Here is a 20392-nt window from a genome sequence, read left to right as displayed (position 1 = left end):
ATATCATCATGACAAAAACATACGCTATTCGCCCTCTTAGTTACAGCAACTTTACCAACCGTGAGTTTGAAAGCCTGATGATGGATACTCATCAAAGTTTAGCAACTTTTTCCAAAGCAAACAAGGATGAGGGCATGTATGTCAAACATTTGGAGCCCTTCAAGACCAAGCTTGATGATTTTCAAGCTCAGCTTGCGACGGTGGAGACGAAAGAGTCTAGTAATCTGACAGAAGTCGATCGCAATCGTGATAGTGCCTTGGTCGGTCTCTTTACCCTTCATAGAGGATTTGCTAAGATTAAGGATGTTAAGCTCAAAGAAGCTCATGAAACTCTGAAACCAGTCTTTGCTAAGTACAAGGATATCACTAAGCACAGTAACGATGTGGAAACGGCAGAAATCAAGAGCCTTCTCAAAACACTTAGTGAAACACCCTATCATGAGGCAGTTACCAGTCTAGGACTGACTCCTATGCTGACGGCGGTGGTCAATGCTCAAGAGGAATATGACCAAGTGGAAAGTAAGGCGCGTGCTTCTAAGTCTGCCAAGGAAGTCGGTAAGACCAGACAACTCCGTACCGAACTTTCAACTAGCTACGACCTCTTTATGCGCTATACAGCAGCCAGTGCAGAAGCCTATCCTGAAAAGGAACACCTGACTCAACTTCTCAAGGAACTCAATAGTATCCGAGATAGCAAGCGCCGTCTCATCACTAGTAGCAAGAAAGATAAAAAGACCAAACCAGCAGAACCAGCTCAAGCAGCAGGATAAAGACAACCCCTTAGAAGTGGATTTCTAAGGGGATTTTTGTATATAAAAGCTTTATATACTGTGTCAGAATTGATATAATGGTAGTTGTTTAAACATATAGTAATTATTGGGAGAGATAAATTAATGGCAAGAGAATATAAATTTCGAGCACTTACTTCAAATAAAGATATAAAAATAAAGCCAGTAACAGAAAGAGCACTTAAATTTGCGATTGACAAAAATTCGGAAGTAACCAACGTAGCTATTACTGGGAATTATGGAGCAGGGAAAAGTAGCGTTGTTGAGAGCTTTGAGTTCCAATGTACAGATAAAAAATTCCTCCATATATCTTTGGGGCAGTATGATGAAACGATAAGCAATGAAAAAAATGGACTAAATAATCGTCAAATCAATACCATTGAAGGGAAAATAATCAATCAATTACTTCATCAAATTAATCCTAATCAAATAAGAAAATCCATTTTTAAAACTCTTGATGCAGAGTCGCAGATTGAACCTTTTAATATTTCGGTCTATTTAGGTTTAGTAATATTACTATCCTTATACTTATTAAATATTTCTTCATGGAATGGTTTGATTCAGAACTTTTGTTGGCTATCTTGGACTACGAAACCTATTATCTCCCTTCTTGTACTAGTAATTTTATTTATTTTAATTATATATGGAATTTATTTTTTACTGAAACTACAAAAAGATTTTGGTTTTGTCAAAAAATTATCCTTAAAAGCAGAAAAAATTGAAACTGACATTGAAATTTTTTCAAATGATAATTCTAAAGTATCCTATTTTGATCGCTACTTGGACGATGTCCTTTATTTATTCAAGCAATCAGGAGCAGATGTCATAGTATTTGAAGATATTGAACGTTTTAATGATTCTAGAATTTTTGAAAAATTGAAGGAATTAAATATAGTTATCAATAGAAAAAGAAAGATATGTAGGGATTCCAAGTTGGTGTTTTTCTATCTTGTAAAGGATGATTTGTTTGAATCTCAAGAGAGAACAAAGTTTTTTGATTTTATTATTCCGGTAGTTCCAGTTGTCACTGCTTCAAATTCTTATGACCAATTATCAAAAATATTAAAAGATATGGAACTTCATAAGGTGTTAGATGAAAAGTTTTTATTCAATATCTCATTATACCTTGATGATATGCGTCTGATTAATAATATTTGCAATGAGTATCTGACTTATAAAGAAACATTAAGTAAATTACCGTTAGAGAGTGAGAAAATTTTCTCAATGGTAGTCTACAAAAATATTTTCCCTAAAGACTTTTCGCTTTTACAAAAAAATCAAGGATATTTATTTGAATTATTGAACTCAAAAGAAATAGCATTAAAAAATCGTAGGGAGGAATTAAATAGTAAGATAAAAGAATTGGAGAAAAAGATAGAGAAGGCAGATGAAGAACAATTAAACGATGAGCTTGAATTATATGGAACTATTTTGAAAGTACCATATGGGAGAAAAGTAATTAAAGTAAATAGAAAATTTGAATCAGATTTTTCAACGCGCTCAGATTATATAAAAGAGTTACTTGCAGATGAAAGTGAAATATGCTCCTTTGACAGTTATTACAATGCACATTATAATCAAAATGAACGTAATGAGGATATTGATTCTATATTTCCAGATAAAAATACTCCAGAATTCCAAGAACGTTTAGAAAATATTAGGAATAAGAAGCTCATAGAAAAATTGGAAAAAGAAATTAAGAAAATGAACGATGATCTTGGGAAACTAGATAGTTATAAATTATCAGACGTTTATCAATATGCTACAGATATTGATGATTTTAAAAGTGACTTTGCAAAAGAAATAAGAAAGAATCCTCAATTCTCAATAATTTCTTTCCTAATTAGAAATGCTTATATTGATGAGAGCTATCAAGATTATTTGAATCATTTCTATGAAAATACTATAACGGTAGAAGAAAAAGAATATTTAAGAAATGTTGTTTCTGGACGTGATGGTAATTATGATATTTCTTTACCCCATACTAATGAAATAGTTAATCGCTTGTCGATTAAAGATTATAGATATAGTTATGTGCTAAATTATAATTTATTTGACTATTTACTAAATTCCAAAAAAGAAAATGATACTGAGTGTTTAGTTCAAATATTTAAACAAGAGAATGTTTTGGATTTCTTGATTAACTTTTATAATACATTAGATAGATCTACATCAGGTCAAGGTGTAATTTATAAAAAAGAGACTATTAAATTATTTTTTAAGAAATGGTTGGAGCACAATGTTAGTCTTTTTAACGAGTATTTAGAAATTAAAAATGGAGGATATGCTGTTCTAAATAAAAATAGTCTAATACTATCATTAATGAATTTAGTTGATTTGAGTGGTATTCCTGAAAAAACAAAAGTATTGATTTCAGGATATATAAATGATAATCAAGAGCTTCTTTCTCCAAATATGAGTTATGAAATTCAGCAGTTTACTAAAAATTTATCAAATATTGAGATAAAAGTTAGAGAATATGCACAGAATATTTATGGATCCTTATTAGATGCAAAAAAACTTACAGATTATAAAGAAATAATGAATTATATCTATCGGAATGATTTATATTCGATTTCTGAGAATAATTTGAAATTTTTTATAAAATGGAACTTGGGAAAAAGATATACTAATTATGAATATACTCACAAGAATTTTGAGCTTATTAGTAAAAATATTGAATTGAAATCACTGTTTGATTACTGTTTAGATTCGGAAGATAATTTGTTACAATACGCCAATGTTTATATAAAAATATCAAACGGGGAAATGGATGATGATTCTTCTTATATTGAGAACTTGCTTAAACATGATATTTTATTTAAAGTTGAGGATTACGAAGATGGGGGAATAACACCTGCCGTAAGTATATTGAATAGTATTCCAAAATTCTCCATTAAATACACTGTAGAGAAGTTTCAAGGATTATCTAATGATATAAAACTGATAGAATATCTTGTACGGCTTCAAAAAGGGCAAGTTAATTCTGAAATTGTTTGTTCCTACTTTTCTTCATTTAATGATATTGCTGATCGCCTGGTTGATTTTATTAATCAAGATCCCAATTTTGTATTAAACAGAGATATTTTTGTACAACTTGATGAGAAAGTACAGGGAGATTTTTTTGATAAAATTGTATCTGAAGATAATCTGAACTTAACTATCTATAAATCAATGCTTGCATCAATGCAATGGCATTACAATAAATTTGATGTAATGGGGCTTTCGGATGATAGATTAGAAGTTTTGATAGATTTGGAGGTTATAAAATTCAATGCTAATAGTCTTAAGTTCATCAGAGAAGAATATCCATCAATGAAAAATTATTTCATTTCAAGGAATATTGAAAAGTATCTTGAGATTGAAGAAGAGGTTCATGATGAAACGGAACTCAATGATTTGTTGCAATATGAGGAAATAGATGATTCCTATAAGCTACAAATAATAGATATTCTGGATCATGTAAGCTTGAAAAATAAGCAATTTTCTATTAAACTTGTTGCTCATATCCTTGATTCTAAATTTGATATAGATGATTTAAGTTATATAATTAGTTCCAATTATTATGACAATGCAGATGAATCTATCAAAATTAAGATAAGACAGTTAGCTAAAGAAAATTTGGATGATTTGATTAGATTAGATAGTGAAGAAATTAGTATTCAGTTATGCAGAGAGTTATTGACTATGGACGATATTCAGCCTTTAGATCGTACAAGACTGCTCAAGGATAATTTACTATCTAATCCAGAAATGTCAACACATAGGTTAGATTTGTTAGGGGACTATCTAAATCTATTTGAACTGTGGGAGATAATGGTTTTTTTGGGTGATTCTGATGTATATAAAGAATGGGAAAAGGCTTTTGAAAAATTGAATGGGAACGGAAAAGGAAACAATTATGTCACAGTTAAGAAAAGTAATTTCAACGAAAAGATGAGAAATTATCTTTTATCTAAGGGCTTGATTAGCAGTTCGTCCACACAACCTCAAGGAATTCGGTTGAATGGTTTTAGAGAAGGTGAGATTAAGTACTGGTGAGGAAGAAGTAGTAGCACTGCTGACAGACATTGTCAGCAAGATTAACGAGACAAATAAAGTAATCGAAAGCCAAACAGCTTCTCTACTTGAAATGCTCGGTCAACTCCACGGAACCACACCAGAAACCGATGCAGAACTCAAAGAGTTTTTGAAAAACTTTAAAGGGTGATGGGGCTAATTTATTCGCTCATATTCCGCTCATAATTCGCTCATTTTTAAGATATAACTTTGTTTCCATATTTCCGGGGAACTAGTAGAAAGTAAGGAGAAATATGGAAAATAACAACCAACGTGCCCTTTGTCAGCGACTCTGGGCGGAAAATAAATACCTTGTTTTGAGCCATTCCAGCAATATTTACAATGAGATTCGCCAATACTTGAAGAATGAAGAGGTGGAAGTGAGTCAGGTTCAGGAGATGATTGACCGTGCCTGTCAGATTCCAGAACACAGGGGTCAGGTTTGCAATGCCTTTCAGCATATTTGGGGATATTTCAAGAAGAAAGCAAGGGAGACTGAACGCAAGGATTATATGTTTTTACTGGAGCGTTATCACTCTGGTCATGCCACCAAAGAAGACTTAATTGCTAAGACGAGAGACTTGCTTGAACGCTATCCCAATACCTACTTGCAACATTCGACTTTACTGAAAGGAGACGCCCATGAGACTTTGGCATGAGGCTTTGATTTCACAACTTCCCCGTCCTCAACTCTTGGGGCAACATCGAGAGTGTTGCGCCCTGCGTGGCAATGGCTGGGGCAGAAAGCATGCGACGGTGGACTATGTCTTTACCCACTCGCCCTATCGTCTCTATGCCTATCATCGCTTGATCATGGAGGAAATGGCTGGCCGTGGCTACAATGTCAGTCCAGAGTGGTTGGACAAGAACTACCGAGGTAAGACCTGCCCTCCTTATCAAGACTTAGCAGAGGAAAAGCTGAAAAGTCCTATATACAGCGAACATGATGCTGCCTACTATAAGGAGTGTCTGGACAATCTCCGAGAGAAGGGGATCAACCTATAGTCTTTTCTAATAACAAGTCATAGTCACTTATAAGAATTACTAATAACACGTTTACACAATCTAACTGAAATACAGCTATAAAACAAGCTATACAAAGGATTTGAGGCAGTTGTCTCAGGTTCTTTTCTTTTGTCTAAAACAGAGATATAGTTTCAAACTATATCAAAGCCTAATTTTTTACAATTATACAGACGCTTTCTTTTCTGTTAAGATAGTTTCAACAACAAATTTTGGAGGACACATCATGTCAACTACAATCATCGGTTTCCCTCGTTTGGGCGAATTCCGCGAATTAAAATTTACAACTGAAAAATACTTTAGAAAAGAAATCTCAGAAGAAGAACTTTTGGCAGCAGCAAAAGACTTGCGTGCTAAACACTGGAACATTGTCAAAGAAAAAGGCATCACTGAAATTCCATCAAATGACTTTTCTCACTATGACAACTTCCTAGATGCAGCTTTCCTTTTCAACGTGGTACCTGCTTCAGTTCAAAACTTGGACTTGTCTGACCTTGAGCGCTACTTCGCTTTGGGTCGTGGTTACCAAGGAGAAAAAGGAGACGTTCGCGCCCTTCCAATGAAGAAATGGTTCAACACCAACTACCACTACATCGTTCCTAAGTTTGAAAAAGACACTCAAGTTAAACTTGCAGGTCACAAAATCTTTGATGAGTTCCAAGAAGCTAAAGAACTTGGTCTCAACACTCGTCCTGTCCTTGTAGGTCCATTCACTTTCCTTCAATTGTCAGACTTTGAAGAAGGCGTGAAAGCAGAAGACTTCGTAGATAGCTTAGTGGCTGCTTACCAAGAAGTTTTTGCAAAATTGGCTGAACTTGGTGCGACTCGCATCCAATTGGATGAAGCGGCTCTTGTAAAAGACTTGACAGCCGAAGAAAAAGCTCTCTTCTTGAACCTCTACAACAAACTCTTGGCTGACAAAAAAGGTCTTGAAGTCTTGCTTCAAACTTACTTCGGAGACGTTCGTGACGTTTACGCTGACCTTGTAAACTTGCCAGTAGATGCTATCGGTCTTGACTTCGTTGAAGGTAAGAAAACTCTTGAACTCGTTAAAGGTGGCTTCCCAGCTGATAAGACTCTTTATGCAGGTATTGTCAATGGTAAAAACATCTGGCGTAACAACTACGAAAAGAGCTTGGCTGTTCTTGAGCAAATCCCAGCTGAAAACATTGTCTTGACAAGCTCATGCTCACTTCTTCATGTGCCATTTACAACTGCTAATGAAGAATTTGAACCAGCAATCTTGAACCACTTTGCCTTTGCAGTTGAAAAATTGGATGAGATTCGTGATTTGGATGCTATCCGCAATGGTCAAGGTGAAGAAGCACTTGCAGCCAACAAAGAACTCTTTGCGACTGAGCGTGTAGGTGTTAATGCTGAACTTCGTGCTCGTATAGCTGGTTTGACTGACGCAGACTACACTCGTTTGCCAGCCTTTGCAGAACGTGAAGCTATCCAAGAAGAAGCTTTCAAACTTCCAGCTCTTCCAACAACAACGATCGGTTCATTCCCTCAAACTAAGGAAGTTCGTGCTAAGCGTTTGGCTTACCGTAAGGGTGATTTGTCTCAAGAAGAGTACGACGCTTTCCTTGCTGAAACAATTGACGAATGGATCAAATGGCAAGAAGATATCGACTTTGATGTCCTTGTTCACGGTGAATTTGAGCGTAATGACATGGTTGAGTACTTCGGTCAAAACTTGTCAGGTTACCTCTTCTCTAAAAATGGTTGGGTACAATCATACGGTATGCGTGGGGTGAAACCACCAATCATCTGGGGTGATGTCACTCGTCTCAACCCTATCACTGTTAAATGGTCTAGCTATGCACAAAGCCGTACAAACAAACCTGTTAAAGGTATGTTGACTGGACCAGTAACTATTCTCAACTGGTCATTCCCACGTGAAGACATCTCTATCAAGGATTCTACTCTTCAAATCGCCCTTGCTATCAAGGATGAGGTGCTTGACCTTGAAGCTGCTGGTGTGAAAATCATCCAAATCGACGAGGCTGCTCTTCGTGAAAAATTGCCACTCCGTCGTAGCGACTGGTACGAAGATTACCTTGACTGGGCTATTCCTGCCTTCCGCTTGGTACACTCAACAGTAGCGCCAGATACTCAAATCCACACTCACATGTGTTACTCAGAATTTACAGATATCATCCCAGCTATCGACAACATGGATGCAGATGTTATTTCCTTTGAAGCTAGCCGTTCAAACCTTGAAATCTTGGACGAACTCAAAGCGAAAAACTTCCAAACAGAAGTGGGACCTGGGGTTTACGATATCCACTCACCTCGTGTGCCAAATGAAGGCGAAATCGACCATACAATCGAAGCCATCCTTGCTAAAGTGCCAAGCAAGAAAGTTTGGATCAACCCTGACTGTGGTTTGAAAACACGTGGTATTCCAGAAACAAAAGAAAGCTTGATCCGCCTTGTTGAAGCAGCGAAAGCTGCGCGTGAGAAATTGTAAGATAAGGATTTCTCAAGAAGCGCTGTTTGGCCAATCTACCTGTTTCACTTGGATTCCAGAGTCCAGCTAACAAAAAATCAACTAGAAAAGGATAAAGACTATGTCACGCCAAACACCGTCACTCTCATTTGAAGTGTTTCCTCCAAACCCAGCAGTAGGCAACGATAAGATTATTGCAGCTCTTCAAAATATGCAGGAGTTGGCCCCTCACTTTATCAGTGTAACTGCCAGCAATAATAAATTTAATATCAAGGAAACAACTGTTCGTTTGGCTGACTTTATCCAAAATGACTTGGCGATTCCGACTATTGCTCACTTGCCAGCCATCTATTTGACCAAGGACAAGGTGGCTGAAACCATTGCTGACTTGGATAAGGTTGGGGTGCAGAAAATTTTGGCTCTTCGTGGGGATATTATTCCAGATGTGGAGCCACAAAAGGATTTCCGATATGCAACGGACTTGATCAAGTTCATCAAGGAACAAGCCCCTCACTTTGATATTGTCGGAGCTTGCTACCCAGAAGGGCATCCAGATTCACCAAATCAGATTTCAGATATCCAAAATCTCAAGAAGAAAGTAGATGCAGGCTGTTCGAGTCTTGTAACTCAGCTTTTCTTTGACAATGAGCGCTTCTATGATTTCCAAGACAAGTGCATCTTGGCTGGGATTGATGTTCCTATTCATGCAGGGATTATGCCAATTCTAAATCGAAATCAAGCTCTCCGCCTCTTGAAGACTTGTGAGAATATCCATCTTCCACGCAAATTTAAAGCCATCTTAGACAAGTATGAGCATGACCCTGAGTCGCTCAGAGCAGCAGGACTTGCCTATGCCGTGGACCAAATCGTGGACTTGGTAACTCAGGATGTTGCCGGTGTGCATCTCTACACTATGAACAATGCGGATACAGCAAAATACATCCACCAAGCAACTCATGCTTTGTTTAATCACCAGTCTCTAGGATAATAAAAAGCAAACCATTCTTCTCAGTTGAGGGGAATGGTTCCTTTTTAATGGTAAAGGCCGCACTTTTTAAGAAAAATATGATAAAATAGACTCTGTACGTACTTGATACAAAGATGAGGGTATTAAAAAAATAATGCATTTAAACTGAAACTCTTAGATGTTTTAGCATCAAACCTTTCTAATGATTTGTATCTTGAAAACTGAACCCGGCCGAAAAGCTGTGTAAAAAAGATAAACTGTCTTGTCTTCATCGAAGACTTCGTCAGTTTCCTATTTTTACTTTGCTTTTGACGTCCTTGGTATCTTGATCTTTGTAGGCAAGGCGTATAATTTCATCAATCCAAAGGGGATTAAAATGACAAAACAAGTTTTTCAAACGACTTTTGCGGGTCGTGAGTTAATTGTAGAGACTGGTCAGGTTGCTAAGCAAGCAAATGGCTCTGTTGTCGTGCGTTACGGTGAGTCAACTGTCTTGACTGCGGCCGTTATGTCTAAGAAGATGGCAACTGGAGATTTCTTCCCACTTCAAGTCAACTACGAAGAAAAAATGTATGCAGCTGGGAAGTTTCCTGGTGGCTTTATGAAACGTGAAGGACGTCCTTCAACGGATGCGACTTTGACAGCGCGTTTGATTGACCGTCCAATCCGACCAATGTTTGCGGAAGGTTTCCGTAATGAAGTACAAGTCATCAACACCGTGCTTTCTTATGATGAAAATGCTTCTGCACCAATGGCAGCTATGTTTGGTTCATCTTTAGCGCTTTCTATCTCAGACATTCCATTTGACGGACCAATCGCTGGGGTGCAAGTGGGCTATGTGGATGGTCAAATCATCATCAACCCTACGCAAGAACAAGTAGAGCAATCTCTCCTTGAGTTGACAGTAGCTGGTACCAAGTACGCCATTAACATGGTAGAGTCAGGTGCTAAAGAATTGTCAGAAGAAATCATGCTGGAAGCTCTCCTTAAAGGGCATGAAGCAGTCGAAGAATTGATTGCCTTCCAAGAAGAAATCGTTGCAGCTGTTGGTAAGGAAAAAGCAGAAGTAGAATTGCTTCATGTGGATGCTGACTTGCAAGCTGAAATTATCGCAGCCTACAACAGCGACCTCCAAAAGGCAGTTCAAGTAGAAGAAAAATTGGCTCGTGAAGCTGCAACTCAAGCAGTTAAGGACCAAGTAACTGCTGTTTACGAAGAAAAATATGCAGACCACGAAGAATTTGACCGTATCATGCGTGATGTGGCTGAAATCTTGGAACAAATGGAACACGCTGAAGTGCGCCGTTTGATCACAGAAGATAAGGTTCGTCCTGACGGTCGTAAGGTTGATGAAATCCGTCCTTTGGATGCGGTTGTTGACTTCCTTCCTCGTGTGCACGGTTCAGGTCTCTTTACTCGTGGTCAAACTCAAGCCCTTTCAGTCTTGACCTTGGCTCCGATGGGTGAAACTCAAATCATCGATGGCTTAGATCCAGAGTACAAGAAACGCTTTATGCACCACTATAACTTCCCACAATACTCTGTAGGGGAAACAGGTCGTTATGGTGCGCCAGGTCGTCGTGAAATTGGTCACGGTGCCCTCGGTGAACGTGCTCTTGCTCAAGTCTTGCCAAGTTTGGAAGAATTCCCATATGCGATCCGCTTGGTAGCTGAGGTCTTGGAATCAAACGGTTCTTCATCTCAGGCTTCTATCTGTGCAGGAACTCTTGCCCTTATGGCTGGTGGTGTGCCAATCAAGGCGCCAGTAGCTGGTATTGCTATGGGTCTTATCTCAGATGGAAATAACTATACAGTATTGACAGATATCCAAGGTTTGGAAGACCACTTTGGAGACATGGACTTCAAGGTTGCAGGTACTCGCGACGGGATTACAGCTCTTCAAATGGATATCAAGATTCAAGGGATTACTGCAGAAATCTTGACTGAAGCTCTTGCTCAAGCCAAGAAAGCGCGTTTTGAAATCCTTGATGTCATTGAAGCGACGATTCCAGAAGTTCGTCCAGAATTGGCTCCAACTGCACCGAAAATTGATACAATCAAGATTGATGTAGACAAGATTAAGATTGTTATCGGTAAGGGTGGAGAAACCATCGACAAGATTATCGCTGAAACAGGCGTTAAGATTGATATCGACGAAGAAGGAAATGTGTCTATCTACTCTAGCGACCAAGATGCTATTAACCGTGCAAAAGAAATCATTGCTGGTTTGGTTCGTGAAGCTAAGGTGGACGAAGTTTACCGTGCTAAAGTCGTTCGTATCGAGAAATTTGGTGCCTTTGTTAACCTCTTTGATAAGACAGATGCCCTTGTTCATATCTCTGAGATGGCTTGGACTCGTACCAATAATGTCGAAGACTTGGTAGCAATCGGGGATGAAGTTGATGTTAAGGTTATCAAGATTGATGAAAAAGGACGTGTGGATGCTTCTATGAAAGCCCTTCTTCCTCGCCCTCCAAAACCTGAACGTGATGAAAAAGGCGAAAAGTCTGAGAGACCTCACCGCCCACGTCATCACAAGGACCACAAACCTAAGAAAGAATTTACAGAAACACCAAAAGATTCAGAATAAGAAAAGGAGAAATGTATGGGATGGTGGCGCGAAACCATTGATATCGTAAAAGAAAATGATCCAGCGGCCCGCACCACTTTGGAGGTTTTGCTGACTTATCCAGGTGTCAAGGCCTTGGCGGCCCACCGTCTTTCACATTTTCTCTGGAAGCATGGCTTCAAACTCTTGGCTCGTATGCACAGTCAGTTCTGGCGCTTTTGGACTCAGATTGAGATTCATCCAGGTGCTCAGATCGATTCAGGTGTCTTTATCGACCATGGTTCTGGCTTGGTGATTGGAGAGACAGCTATCGTTGAGACGGGAGTTCTCCTCTATCATGGGGTGACTCTTGGGGGAACAGGGAAAGACTGTGGCAAACGCCATCCAACCGTGCGAAAAGGAGCTTTAATATCTGCTCATGCCCAAGTCATTGGACCCGTTGAAATCGGTGAAAATGCCAAGGTCGGTGCAGCAGCAGTTGTCGTGGCAGACGTGCCTAGTGATGTGACGGTTGTCGGTATTCCGGCCAAGATTGTCCGTGTTCATGGTAAAAAGGATGAGCCGGTCATTCACGAAGTCGAAGAAAAACGAGAGTACTACGTCAATAAACTCGAGCAGGCTAAAGATGTAAGTCACAGATCGTCTGGTTTGTAGAGGATACCTATATGACTCAAGCAAGAAACAAGTTAAGCCAAGAGGAGTTATCTGAGGCGAAAAAACTAATTAACTGTTGCCAAAACTATGACGGTACCTATCGTGATCCCTATCTTTCTAACATGCTTAATTTTGACCCAAACATGCCCGCCTTTTTCCTTTATTATGAAAAAGGCGAACTTGTTGGTCTTTTAACTGTCTATGCTGATGACCAAGATGTGGAGGTGACGATACTGGTTCATCCAGATCATCGCCGTCAGGGAATTGCGCGTGCATTGTTTACTAGTTTTGAGAGAGAAACAGTTTCTTTTTCTATTCGTTCAGTCACTTTTCAGACAGAGCGTGTTTTTCTAGACCGCCATCCTGATTTTGTCAGCAACTGGGGATTGGTCGAGGATGAAGAGACAGAAACTTGGTTAGGTAAGGATAGAAAACCTTATCCGTTAGCAAATGTTTCCAATCTTGAAGTTTTGTTAGCAGATAGTTCGTATCAGGATCAAATTAGTCAGTTAAAATTTCAGGCATTTTCAGAGGAACATGAATCGAGAGAAGTTGTGGATAGATATGTCGCTGAAGCTCTGAAAGATCCAGAAAGTCGCCTATATATTTTGTTAAAAGACGGTCAGGTTATTGGAACTTGCACGGTAGATTTATCGACTAATACGAATTACTTCTACGGTTTAGCAATATCTGAACCTGAACGTGGGAAAGGCTATGGAAGCTACTTAGCAAAATCCCTTGTCAACCAACTAATTGAGCAAAATGATAAGGAAATTCAGATTGCAGTGGAAGATAGCAATGTAGGTGCCAAACGTTTGTATGAAAAAATTGGCTTTGTCAAACAGACTCAGGTGGTTTATCTGAATGAGAAAGGAGCAAGGGATTCCGAAGTGTAGAGACATTCGGACTGAAATTCAATTGAACTCTCAGTGATGAGACTAACTGTTCTTGGATTTTAGCTTTCCTGATTATGATTTATGATTAAAATCTACGACACCATGTCTCGTGATTTGCGAGAATTTGTCCCGATTGAGGACGGCAAAGTAAAGATGTATGTTTGTGGGCCAACCGTGTACAACTATATTCACGTGGGGAATGCCCGTTCGACGGTAGCTTTTGATACGATTCGTCGTTATTTTGAGTATCGTGGGTATGAGGTTGCCTATATTTCCAATTTTACAGATGTAGATGATAAGATTATCAACCGTGCCAAGGAAGAAGGTATCACGCCTCAGGAGGTTGCGGACAAGTACATCGCTGCATTTCGTGAGGATGTGACGGCCTTAGGCGTGAAGCCTGCGACCCGCCATCCGCGTGTAGTGGAGTTTATGGCGGATATCATCCGCTTTGTGGAAGAGTTGATTGAAAAAGGTTTTGCCTATGAGAGCCAAGGGGATGTTTACTTCCGTGTTGAAAGATCCCACAACTATGCTAAATTAGCAAATAAAACATTGGAAGATTTGGAGCTAGGTGCTTCAGGTCGAACCGATGAAGAAACGGCTCGGAAGGAAAATCCTGTAGACTTTGCCCTATGGAAAGCTGCCAAATTAGGCGAGATTTCTTGGGACAGTCCTTGGGGACCTGGTCGTCCGGGCTGGCACATCGAGTGTTCAGTCATGTCAACAGAGATTTTGGGCGACACCATTGATATTCACGGTGGTGGAGCTGACCTTGAGTTTCCTCACCACACCAATGAAATTGCCCAGTCTGAAGCTAAAACAGGCAAGACCTTTGCCAACTACTGGATGCACAATGGTTTTGTCAATATTGACAATGTCAAGATGTCTAAATCTTTGGGGAACTTTATCACTGTTCATGATGCCCTTAAAACTCTTGATGGCCAAGTGCTACGATTTTTCTTTGCGACTCAGCATTACCGTAAACCAATCAACTTTACAGAAAAAGCAGTTCGGGATGCGGAGACCAATCTCAAGTATCTGAAAAACACCTATGAGCAACCATTTACTGGAACTGTAGATGTTCAAGAGTTACAGGACTTTAAAGACAAGTTTGTAGCAGCTATGGATGAGGATTTCAACTCCGCAAACGGTATTACAGTCGTCTTTGAAATGGCCAAATGGATCAATTCAGGCAACTATGATGCAGCTGTCAAGCAAGCTCTTGCAGATATGTTGGAAGTCTTTGGGATTGTCTTTGTTGAGGAAGTATTGGATGTAGAGATTGAAGCCTTGATTCAAAAACGCCAAGAAGCGCGTGCCAATCGGGACTTTGCGACAGCAGACCAAATTCGTGACCAATTGGCTGCTCAAGGGATTAAGCTCCTTGACACCAAAGATGGAGTGAGGTGGACACATGATTGATGTCAATCTCATTAACGGGATTGCGCTAGCTTTTGAAGGAGATGCGGTTTATTCCATGTATATTCGCCGCCACCTCATCCTCAAAGGCATGACCAAACCCAATAAACTCCATCAAGAAGCGACCAAGTATGTTTCAGCCAAGGCTCAAGCTCGCCTGATTGCCCTCATGTTGGAGGAGCAAGTTCTAACGGAAAAAGAAGAAGAAATCTACAAACGTGGTCGCAATACCAATAGCCACACCAAGGCTAAAAATGCTGATGTGGTGACTTACCGTATGTCCACAGGTTTTGAAGCAGTCATGGGTTATCTCCATATGACTGAAAATCTGGAACGTCTTGAGAGCTTGATTTCATGGTGCATCCAAAAAGTGGAGGGCTAGGACATGATAGCAAAAGAATTACAAGACTGGTTTCCTGAAGCTCAGATTTCAGACCAACCAGTAGAGAAAGAAGGCTATCTCACGCTCCCTTTAGCTTCTCAGCAATGGATTTTGCTGGAGGAAGCTGGACTCAGTGAGCGTGAAAAGCAGTTGATTTCGCTTTTGACCCAGCAGGAGCAGGCTCGTTCGCTCAATCCTTGGTATTCTTATCTGGTTGAGGGGAAGGGACAGGCGCCGAAAACTTTTAAAAAGATTCAGTTGGTTTATTGTCATCTTTCCTATTTTCAGCAAGAAAATCTAGCTTCTTGGCTGGATATGATGCGGACTCTTTTTCCGAACTGTCAGACAGTGCTACAGGTCGGAGCTCAGGACTATGTTTTCGTACTTCAACAAGACAAATACACCTCTGTACGTGCTATTTTAAGTGATACGATTGAAGCGGTTGAGTATGACTTTGGACTTCGTCTCTCTATCATGTTGGGCCAGATTTGGTCTCAGACAGGCCATCAAACTCTATCAGACTTAATCAAAGCAGAGCGCGATTTGTTTAAGACTTGGTGGCGTCATGGTCACCAAGGTGTTCATACCTTTTCTCAGCTTTATCTTTGGAGTATGGGAGAAAGGCTTGTGGACTTGAAGGCAATAAAGGAGTGTCTACACCAGATGATTTTGGATCAAGACCAGATTCAGGAGATTGTTCTCTCTCTTTGGGAAAATAGTGCTGTTCTCACTAAAACAGCCCAGCAACTCTATCTGCACCGCAATTCTCTCCAATACAAGATTGATAAATGGGAAGAATTGACAGGGCTTCAGTTGAAGGAATTGACTGACCTGACCTTGTGTTATCAGTTGATTTTACCAGATATTTTATAAAGTTTTGTGCAAGTTGCACAGAACTTTTTTATTTTTTTGGTCACCTTGCCATAGAAAAGTAAAGCGTTTTCATCTATAATAAAACTATCAAAAGACAAAAGGAGTTCACCTCATGGTAGAATTGAATCTTAAAAACATTTACAAAAAATATCCAAATAGCGAACACTACTCAGTTGAAGACTTCAACTTGGACATCAAAGACAAAGAATTTATCGTTTTCGTAGGTCCTTCAGGATGTGGTAAATCAACAACTCTTCGTATGATTGCTGGTCTTGAAGACATCACAGAAGGTACTGCATCTATCGATGGCGTGGTTGTCAACGACGTAGCTCCAAAAGACCGTGATATCGCCATGGTATTCCAAAACTACGCTCTTTACCCACACATGACTGTTTATGACAACATGGCTTTCGGTTTGAAATTGCGTAAATACAGCAAAGAAGACATCGACAAACGTGTGCAAGAAGCAGCAGCAATCCTTGGTTTGAAAGAATTCTTGGATCGTAAACCAGCTGACCTTTCAGGTGGTCAACGTCAACGTGTTGCCATGGGTCGTGCTATCGTCCGTGATGCAAAAGTATTCTTGATGGACGAACCTTTGTCAAACTTGGATGCCAAACTTCGTGTATCAATGCGTGCTGAAATCGCTAAAATCCACCGTCGTATCGGAGCTACAACTATCTACGTAACTCACGACCAAACAGAAGCGATGACACTTGCAGACCGTATCGTTATCATGTCAGCAACTAAGAACCCTGCTGGTACAGGTACTATCGGACGTGTAGAGCAAATCGGTACTCCTCAAGAAGTTTACAAAAACCCAGTTAACAAATTCGTAGCAGGATTCATCGGAAGCCCAGCTATGAACTTCATCAACGTGAAATTGGTTGGTAGCGAAATTGTTTCTGACGGTTTCCGTTTGAAAGTTCCAGAAGGAGCATTGAAAGTTCTTCGTGAAAAAGGCTACGAAGGTAAAGAATTGATCTTCGGTATCCGTCCAGAAGACGTGAATGCAGAACCTGCTTTCCTTGAAACATTCCCAGAATCAGTTGTCAAAGCTACTATCTCTGTATCAGAATTGCTTGGTTCAGAATCTCACCTTTACTGCCAAGTTGGTAAAGATGAATTTGTTGCTAAAGTTGACGCTCGTGACTACTTGCAAACAGGTGCAACAGTTGAACTTGGATTTGACTTGAACAAAGCACACTTCTTCGATGTAGAAACTGAAAAAACAGTTTACTAAGATAAATAAAACTCAAAACACTGCTAGAGAAATCTGGCAGTGTTTTTTGAGATTGCGTAGAAAAAACTCTCCAATTTAACTGGAGAGTGGCTGTTTATTCTGCAGCTTGTTGCCAACGTTTTGCTAGCATATGAGACAGGCTAGAGATTGCTAGGTTAAAGCTGAAGTAGATGAGGGCAATTAAGATATAAAGACTGAAGACTTGCTCTGGTTCGAAATAACGGCCCATAAGAATTTGGCTAGCTCCAAAGAGTTCTTGTAGGGCGATAACAGAGTAGAGAAGACTGGTATCCTTAATCACAGTTACAAACTGAGAAATGATGGCTGGCAGCATTTTACGGATTGCTTGTGGGAGAATGATGTGGTAGAGGATTTGGGCTGATGTAAATCCTTGTGCCATTCCTGCTTCGTACTGGCCCTTGTCCACGGCATTGAGACCACCTCGGATAATCTCAGCCAAGGCTGCTGATGTAAAGAGAGTAAAGGCAGTGATTCCTGCTGGTGTGGATTTCATCTTGAAAACCAAAAAGATAGTGAAAATCCAGAGGAGGTTGGGAACGTTACGCACAAATTCGATGTAAATGCTGGAAATGATGCGCAAGATAGGATTTTTCCCATTTCTCATGACTGCTAGAACTGTACCGATAAGTGTAGCGAGGACGATGGCAATCAGAGAAATGTAGAGGGTCAAGCCAAATCCTTTAAAGATAAAGACTAGGTTATCTGGGGTCAAAACTTCTAAAATGGATTCCATAGTAACCTCCTAAAGTGAATAGGCTTTTTTATTGGCTTGCTCCATTTTGCGACCAAACTGGGCAACAGGAAAGCAAAGAGAAAAGTAGAGAAGGGCAGCTCCTAAAAATGCTGGAATGTAGTTTCCGTTAAGTGCTGACCAAGACTTGGTCACAAACATCAAGTCCACTCCAGAGATGATAGCGACGGTGGAGGTGTTTTTGATGAGGTTGACGATTTGGTTGGTCAAAGGAGGAAGAATGATACGGAAGGCCTGAGGTAAGATAATCAGACGCATGGCACTGATATAGGTAAAACCTTGCGACAAGGCGGCTTCCATCTGACCGCTAGGAATCGACTGAATACCTGAGCGAATCACCTCAGCGATATAGGCTCCGTGATAGAGTCCCACGCAGAGAACAGCTGTCCAATAAATCGGAATCATGATGATATGGTCACTGACAAGAGGTAGGCCATAAAAAACGATAACAAACTGCACCAAGAGGGGAGTGTTTTGGTAAAACTCCACAAAGATGCGAGCTAAAATACGCAAAATAGGACGTTTGCTGGTTGACATGGCTCCAAAGAAGATGCCCAAAACCATGGCGAGGATAAAGGATCCGATTGCTAGGGCAAGAGTGAAGAGGAAACCATTGAAAAATTGTCCAAAATCCTGAAAATAGGCAGTCCAAGATGATAAATCTGTCATGGGGTGTCCTCCTTAATCTGCAGTATGGCTGGATGGTTTCAGCTTGTAACGGTCATAGAGTTTTTGCAAACTGCCATCCTTGCTCCATTTGGTGACCAAGTTATCGAGATAGTCGTTGAGCTCGGTATTTGATTTCTTGGTGACGATACCGTAGTCAGATGGCTTGAAACTATCATCTAGTAGTTCTGTGCGCTTGCTGATGTAGCCAGACAGAATCGAGCGGTCAACGGAAAAGGCATCGATACGATGAGCGTGTAGGGAAGTAATCAATTCTGGGTAGGAACCAAGTTCGACGAATTTAAACTTCAGACCTTTCTTTTTACCCAGTTCAGTAATCAGGCGTTGGGTGATGGAACCTTGGGCGACTCCGATGGTTTTGCCGTTTAGGTCCTCAATCTTTTTGATTTTGGCAGATTTATTGACCAAAAATCCAGATGCGTCCGTGTAGTAGGGACTGGTAAAGTTGTAGAGTTTTTTGCGTTCGTCTGTAATGGTGAAGGTTGCGATATCCATATCAACCTGTTCATTGTCTAGGAGGGGTCCACGAGTTTGCGCTGTAACAGGTACATAGCGAACCTTGACCTTGAGCTCATCAGCTACCATCTTGGCCAAGTCGGTTTCGATACCAGAATAGGTTCCTGTCTTGGGATCCTTGTAGCCAAAATTGGGAACGTCTTGTTTGACACCGACAACCAGTTCGCCTCTTTTTTGAATATCTGCGACACTGGTATCAGCCTGGACTGGTTTTGCAGCAGCAAGGCCGAAAAGGCTAATCAATAATGCGGATAAAAAGAATTTCTTTTTCATAGGCGCCTCCTTATTTGACTTTGTCACTTTCGTGGTTGATGATTTTGCTGAGGAATTGTTGGGCACGAGGTTCGCTTGGATTGTCGAAAAAGTCATCAACATCTGTCGTATCTACCAAAACTTCTCCGTCAGCCATAAAGATGATGCGGTCAGCAACTTCACGGGCAAAGCCCATTTCATGAGTAACGACAATCATATTCATACCATCGTGGGCCAATTTTTGCATAACCGCTAGAACATCGCCGATAGTTTCAGGGTCAAGAGCAGATGTTGGTTCATCAAAGAGGAGGAGTTCAGGATGCATAGCGAGTCCACGTGCGATGGCAATCCGTTGCTTTTGTCCACCAGACAGCATAGCTGGATATGAATCTTTCTTGTCCCACATATTTACAAATTCCAGATATTTTTGGGCTGTTTTTTCAGCTTCTTTTTTATCAATTCCTAGAACTTTTATAGGTGCAAGTGTTACGTTTTCTAACACTGTTTTATGCGGATAGAGGTTAAAATGTTGGAAAACCATGCCGACTTCCTTGCGAAGAGGTACCAAATCTTTCTGGCTGGCACCAGCAACTTGGTGACCATTTACTAGAAGGCTTCCCTTGTCAACAGCCTCCAAACCATTGATAGTGCGGATAAGAGTGGATTTTCCAGAACCAGATGGTCCGAGTAGGACAACGACTTGCCCTTTTTCAAAACGGAGATTGATGTCGCGGAGTGCGTGGTAGTCTCCGTAATATTTTTCGACGTGTTCAAATTCTACTAAAGCCATAAGTAATCTCCTTTGTGTTAGATTTTATAACATGATTTTACACC

At 40.2% G+C, this 20392-nt stretch carries 17 protein-coding genes and 1 pseudogene; 14 read left to right on the top strand and 4 right to left on the bottom strand.

What is annotated here, in order from left to right; genetic code table 11:
• Positions 1 to 8: 8 nt before the first annotated feature.
• From M1G05_RS05310 to M1G05_RS05245, 14 genes and pseudogenes are all read left to right on the top strand, one after another.
• Complete coding sequence (locus M1G05_RS05310) at positions 9 to 770, top strand: DUF6261 family protein (RefSeq protein WP_247953278.1); 762 nt, start codon at positions 9 to 11, stop codon at positions 768 to 770.
• A gap of 123 nt (positions 771 to 893) precedes the next feature.
• Positions 894 to 4829, top strand: a complete 3936-nt coding sequence (locus M1G05_RS05305) for a YobI family P-loop NTPase (RefSeq protein ID WP_247953277.1) — start codon at positions 894 to 896, stop codon at positions 4827 to 4829.
• A pseudogene (locus M1G05_RS05300) lies at positions 4816 to 4998 on the top strand (type I restriction-modification system subunit M); the annotation flags it as partial. The gene M1G05_RS05305 and the pseudogene M1G05_RS05300, both read left to right, overlap by 14 nt.
• 103 nt (positions 4999 to 5101) lie before the next feature.
• Positions 5102 to 5506 carry a YbgA family protein gene (locus M1G05_RS05295; protein ID WP_247953276.1) on the top strand — a complete coding sequence of 135 codons (405 nt, stop codon included), beginning with the start codon at positions 5102 to 5104 and terminating at the stop codon, positions 5504 to 5506.
• The gene (locus M1G05_RS05290; protein WP_247953275.1) at positions 5490 to 5852 is read left to right on the top strand and encodes a TIGR02328 family protein; all 363 of its coding nucleotides are present in this window, start codon (positions 5490 to 5492) and stop codon (positions 5850 to 5852) included. Before M1G05_RS05295 ends, M1G05_RS05290 begins: the two co-directional genes overlap by 17 nt.
• A gap of 244 nt (positions 5853 to 6096) precedes the next feature.
• Entirely contained in the window at positions 6097 to 8346 is a 2250-nt protein-coding gene (gene metE, locus M1G05_RS05285; protein WP_247953274.1) for a 5-methyltetrahydropteroyltriglutamate--homocysteine S-methyltransferase, read from the top strand.
• Between the two features lie 100 nt (positions 8347 to 8446).
• Complete coding sequence (metF, locus tag M1G05_RS05280) at positions 8447 to 9313, top strand: methylenetetrahydrofolate reductase [NAD(P)H] (protein ID WP_045612155.1); 867 nt, start codon at positions 8447 to 8449, stop codon at positions 9311 to 9313.
• A 355-nt stretch (positions 9314 to 9668) separates the two neighbouring features.
• Positions 9669 to 11882 (top strand): polyribonucleotide nucleotidyltransferase, encoded by a 2214-nt coding sequence (gene pnp / locus M1G05_RS05275; protein ID WP_247953273.1) that lies wholly within the window; start codon positions 9669 to 9671, stop codon positions 11880 to 11882.
• 15 nt (positions 11883 to 11897) lie between these two features.
• Entirely contained in the window at positions 11898 to 12515 is a 618-nt protein-coding gene (gene cysE / locus M1G05_RS05270; RefSeq protein ID WP_049502036.1) for a serine O-acetyltransferase, read from the top strand.
• Between the two features lie 11 nt (positions 12516 to 12526).
• A complete protein-coding gene (locus M1G05_RS05265; RefSeq protein ID WP_247953272.1) occupies positions 12527 to 13411 on the top strand; it encodes a GNAT family N-acetyltransferase in 885 nt (294 codons plus the stop codon).
• A gap of 81 nt (positions 13412 to 13492) precedes the next feature.
• Positions 13493 to 14836 carry a cysteine--tRNA ligase gene (gene cysS, locus M1G05_RS05260; RefSeq protein ID WP_247953271.1) on the top strand — a complete coding sequence of 448 codons (1344 nt, stop codon included), beginning with the start codon at positions 13493 to 13495 and terminating at the stop codon, positions 14834 to 14836.
• The gene (locus tag M1G05_RS05255) at positions 14829 to 15215 is read left to right on the top strand and encodes a Mini-ribonuclease 3 (protein ID WP_000567913.1); all 387 of its coding nucleotides are present in this window, start codon (positions 14829 to 14831) and stop codon (positions 15213 to 15215) included. The genes cysS and M1G05_RS05255 overlap by 8 nt, the downstream gene beginning before the upstream one ends.
• Before the next feature lie 3 nt (positions 15216 to 15218).
• Positions 15219 to 16088 (top strand): helix-turn-helix domain-containing protein, encoded by an 870-nt coding sequence (locus M1G05_RS05250; protein ID WP_247953270.1) that lies wholly within the window; start codon positions 15219 to 15221, stop codon positions 16086 to 16088.
• Positions 16089 to 16200: 112 nt separating this feature from the next.
• Complete coding sequence (locus M1G05_RS05245) at positions 16201 to 17331, top strand: ABC transporter ATP-binding protein (RefSeq protein WP_000229945.1); 1131 nt, start codon at positions 16201 to 16203, stop codon at positions 17329 to 17331.
• A gap of 94 nt (positions 17332 to 17425) precedes the next feature.
• Here M1G05_RS05245 and M1G05_RS05240 read toward each other — a convergent pair whose 3' ends face one another.
• From M1G05_RS05240 to M1G05_RS05225, 4 genes are read right to left on the bottom strand one after another with little or no spacing between them, the layout of a single operon-like run.
• Complete coding sequence (locus M1G05_RS05240) at positions 17426 to 18085, bottom strand: amino acid ABC transporter permease (protein WP_247953269.1); 660 nt, start codon at positions 18083 to 18085, stop codon at positions 17426 to 17428.
• Between the two features lie 9 nt (positions 18086 to 18094).
• Entirely contained in the window at positions 18095 to 18772 is a 678-nt protein-coding gene (locus M1G05_RS05235) for an amino acid ABC transporter permease (protein WP_247953268.1), read from the bottom strand.
• A 12-nt stretch (positions 18773 to 18784) separates the two neighbouring features.
• Positions 18785 to 19579 (bottom strand): transporter substrate-binding domain-containing protein, encoded by a 795-nt coding sequence (locus M1G05_RS05230; protein ID WP_247953267.1) that lies wholly within the window; start codon positions 19577 to 19579, stop codon positions 18785 to 18787.
• Positions 19580 to 19589: 10 nt separating this feature from the next.
• Entirely contained in the window at positions 19590 to 20348 is a 759-nt protein-coding gene (locus M1G05_RS05225; protein WP_001229569.1) for an amino acid ABC transporter ATP-binding protein, read from the bottom strand.
• Between the last annotated feature and the right edge of the window lie 44 nt (positions 20349 to 20392).

It is taken from the genome of Streptococcus mitis, from assembly GCF_023109515.1.
In the GTDB taxonomy this organism is placed as follows: Bacteria; Bacillota; Bacilli; order Lactobacillales; family Streptococcaceae; genus Streptococcus; species Streptococcus mitis_CS.
Note: the sequence above shows the minus strand (reverse complement) of the source record. Positions and strands in the feature narration are given on the sequence as shown.

Bases quoted from the DNA above. Each gene is read 5' to 3' on its own strand.
- M1G05_RS05290 (WP_247953275.1), top strand. From the start codon at position 5,490: ATGAGACTTTGGCATGAGGCTTTGATTTCACAACTTCCCCGTCCTCAA.
- M1G05_RS05230 (WP_247953267.1), bottom strand. From the start codon at position 19,579: ATGAAAAAGAAATTCTTTTTATCCGCATTATTGATTAGCCTTTTCGGC.
- M1G05_RS05250 (WP_247953270.1), top strand. From the start codon at position 15,219: ATGATAGCAAAAGAATTACAAGACTGGTTTCCTGAAGCTCAGATTTCA.
- M1G05_RS05295 (WP_247953276.1), top strand. From the start codon at position 5,102: ATGGAAAATAACAACCAACGTGCCCTTTGTCAGCGACTCTGGGCGGAA.
- M1G05_RS05265 (WP_247953272.1), top strand. From the start codon at position 12,527: ATGACTCAAGCAAGAAACAAGTTAAGCCAAGAGGAGTTATCTGAGGCG.
- M1G05_RS05245 (WP_000229945.1), top strand. From the start codon at position 16,201: ATGGTAGAATTGAATCTTAAAAACATTTACAAAAAATATCCAAATAGC.
- M1G05_RS05235 (WP_247953268.1), bottom strand. From the start codon at position 18,772: ATGACAGATTTATCATCTTGGACTGCCTATTTTCAGGATTTTGGACAA.
- M1G05_RS05305 (WP_247953277.1), top strand. From the start codon at position 894: ATGGCAAGAGAATATAAATTTCGAGCACTTACTTCAAATAAAGATATA.
- M1G05_RS05225 (WP_001229569.1), bottom strand. From the start codon at position 20,348: ATGGCTTTAGTAGAATTTGAACACGTCGAAAAATATTACGGAGACTAC.
- metF (WP_045612155.1), top strand. From the start codon at position 8,447: ATGTCACGCCAAACACCGTCACTCTCATTTGAAGTGTTTCCTCCAAAC.
- cysE (WP_049502036.1), top strand. From the start codon at position 11,898: ATGGGATGGTGGCGCGAAACCATTGATATCGTAAAAGAAAATGATCCA.
- cysS (WP_247953271.1), top strand. From the start codon at position 13,493: ATGATTAAAATCTACGACACCATGTCTCGTGATTTGCGAGAATTTGTC.
- M1G05_RS05255 (WP_000567913.1), top strand. From the start codon at position 14,829: ATGATTGATGTCAATCTCATTAACGGGATTGCGCTAGCTTTTGAAGGA.
- M1G05_RS05310 (WP_247953278.1), top strand. From the start codon at position 9: ATGACAAAAACATACGCTATTCGCCCTCTTAGTTACAGCAACTTTACC.
- M1G05_RS05240 (WP_247953269.1), bottom strand. From the start codon at position 18,085: ATGGAATCCATTTTAGAAGTTTTGACCCCAGATAACCTAGTCTTTATC.
- pnp (WP_247953273.1), top strand. From the start codon at position 9,669: ATGACAAAACAAGTTTTTCAAACGACTTTTGCGGGTCGTGAGTTAATT.
- metE (WP_247953274.1), top strand. From the start codon at position 6,097: ATGTCAACTACAATCATCGGTTTCCCTCGTTTGGGCGAATTCCGCGAA.